This window comes from Pyxidicoccus caerfyrddinensis (genome assembly GCF_010894405.1).
GTDB lineage: Bacteria > Myxococcota > Myxococcia > Myxococcales > Myxococcaceae > Myxococcus > Myxococcus caerfyrddinensis.
Window position 1 is genome coordinate 1 of sequence record NZ_JAAIYA010000088.1, and the last position, 2,014, is coordinate 2,014.

The 2,014-nt window shown below is 69.0% G+C and carries 3 protein-coding genes and 1 pseudogene; 3 read left to right on the forward strand and 1 reads right to left on the reverse strand.

What is annotated here, in order from left to right; translation table 11 throughout:
• Positions 1 to 127: 127 nt before the first annotated feature.
• Positions 128 to 391 (reverse strand): annotated as a pseudogene (locus G4D86_RS51565) (transposase); the annotation flags it as partial.
• 95 nt (positions 392 to 486) lie between these two features.
• On the opposite strand from G4D86_RS51565, the gene G4D86_RS51570 reads away from it, so the two are divergent.
• From G4D86_RS51570 to G4D86_RS51580, 3 genes are all read left to right on the forward strand, one after another.
• Positions 487 to 654, forward strand: coding sequence for a hypothetical protein (locus G4D86_RS51570; protein ID WP_164003077.1), 168 nt, complete (start codon positions 487 to 489; stop codon positions 652 to 654).
• Positions 655 to 886: 232 nt separating this feature from the next.
• Positions 887 to 1,075 carry a hypothetical protein gene (locus tag G4D86_RS51575; RefSeq protein ID WP_240360968.1) on the forward strand — a complete coding sequence of 63 codons (189 nt, stop codon included), beginning with the start codon at positions 887 to 889 and terminating at the stop codon, positions 1,073 to 1,075.
• 274 nt (positions 1,076 to 1,349) lie between these two features.
• Positions 1,350 to 2,014: hypothetical protein (locus G4D86_RS51580; RefSeq protein WP_164003078.1), on the forward strand; the 665-nt coding region annotated here is incomplete at its 3' end.

Sequence of the window (2,014 nt, forward strand, 5' to 3'; positions counted from 1 at the left end):
GCGGCGGCTACGCGCCCAGCTTGAAGCGCGGCGCGTCCCTCGCATCATGGGCCGACGCTTCCGCGCCGACCCGGACGCCTACCTCAGAGGCATCGAAGAGGAGCTCAGGCCATATTTGCCGGTGTAGTTTTTTTAGTATCTCGCGCTCCATCCGAAGCTGGTGGTTCTCTCGGCGCAGCCGAGCGAGCTCGTCCTTCTCGCTCGTCGTCAGCGCCTCGGCTGTGCCCCGGCTGGCATCCACCCGAGCCTGCCTCACCCAGTTCTCCAGGGCGCTGCGGGTCAGGTCCAGGTCCTTGGCTACCTGGGCCATGGACTTGCCCTCCTCCAGCACCAGCTTCACCGCCCCGGCCCGGAACTCCGGGGTGTACTGCCTACGCGGTCGCCTCTGCATCGTCGTGGACATCCTTCGGTCACCTCATCTCGGGTGTCCACAAAACCGAGGGAGGCTCACCCCTGTACTACCCGGTGGACGCGACCGCCCCCGGGATGAGCGGCGGCCCCGTGCTCGTCCAGGGGGACTCCGCGTGGACTTCCATCGGCGTCGTCACCGGGACGGGGGACGTGGACGACACTCCCCGGGGAATCGCCGCACCGATCTTCGAGGAAACGGCGAGGATCATCGACAGCCTGATCCAGACGTCACTCGCCGGGTGACGCCTGATGGCTACGGGTCAGGCCAGGGGTGTCGTCAGGCATGTGTCTCCGGAGACCGGGGCGTGCCGGTCGGCATGGGGTTGCCCTCCCACGCCTCGCCGGTTCGCGTTCCCTCCATCGAAGCGCTCAAGCCGATGCTCTCCGCGAAGCCCGCGGACAACGCCTGGTGGACGGGGCTGGATGCGCGCACCGAGGCGCCCGAATTGGACGCGCATGGCCGGCCCACCGGCAGGTGGGCTCGTACACGACGCGCGGGCTCGGCGTCCCGGTGGACCTCATCGAGGAGACGGGGCAGCCCTCGAAGCGCGTCCCCAGGTCCGCGGACGTCGTCACCACCGCGCTGCGAATCATGGGCATGGAGCCGCACCAGTTCTTCATCCCCGGTGGCTACGGCGAGGTGGTGGGACTCCGGAAGGCGTAGGGATTTCGCCCGAGCGCCGCTTCTGGAACCGCTCAGCGCCCGGCAACCTTTGCCGGAGGTGGCAAAGGTTGCCGGCCCGGAGCCCCGGAGCGAGGCAAGGGTTGCCTTGCTCTTGAAGTCCTCCAGGTGGGGAAACGCCCTCGCGGGGGCTGGCATCCGCGTTGCTCTGGGGACGTCCCGCTCCCCAACGCCGGCCTGCGGGGACACCACGTCCCGGCGGGCCTTCGGCAAGAAGCAACACCCCAGGAAATTCAGCCAGCGAGAGGACCGGAACATGAACATGGGTCGATTCACGAAGCAGGTCGGTGCGCGGTCGATGCGCAAGGCGTTGATGGCGATGCCCCTTGCCGCCTTCGCGGTGGGCTGTGGCGGCGAGCTGCCCGAGCAGGGCCAGCCCGAGGGCGACGTGCCCGAGGTGCCCAGCGAGGACGTGGCGCAGGCCGAGCAGGGCGTCGTGCTGGGGGGCTCGTACTGGTGGGGCGCCGCCGGGTGGACCCAGCTCGACATGGGGACCTCCGAGGGTCGCACCTGTTTCCTCACGAGCGTCGTCGGCAGCCTGACGCCCTCGTCCTCGGGGCTCACGAGCAGCGTCTATGCGTACATCTACGCCGGGAACTGGTACCTCGCCATCAGCCCGCAGAACGGCAAGGCGCTGGGCGCTGGCGTGCAGTGCATCAACACGGCCACCAACCGGACCTCGGATGCCGTCTGGTTCAAGGGAGACCCGGCGAGGCTGCTGGGGGCGGTCACCGCGCAGCGGCGCTGCTTCCTCACGCGGGTGGAAGGCACGGGCGGGTTCAAGACGAACTCAGACTACGCCCGCGTCTGGAATGACGGCCTCAACTGGTATCTGGGCGGCAGTCTGTCGGGAGAGGGTGGCGCCCGGGCCCGGTGTGTGGACGTGCCCACGGACCAGGGGTCCTGGCTTTACGGCGCCGG

Bases quoted from the DNA above. Each gene is read 5' to 3' on its own strand.
- G4D86_RS51570 (WP_164003077.1), top strand. From the start codon at position 487: ATGAGCGGCGGCCCCGTGCTCGTCCAGGGGGACTCCGCGTGGACTTCC.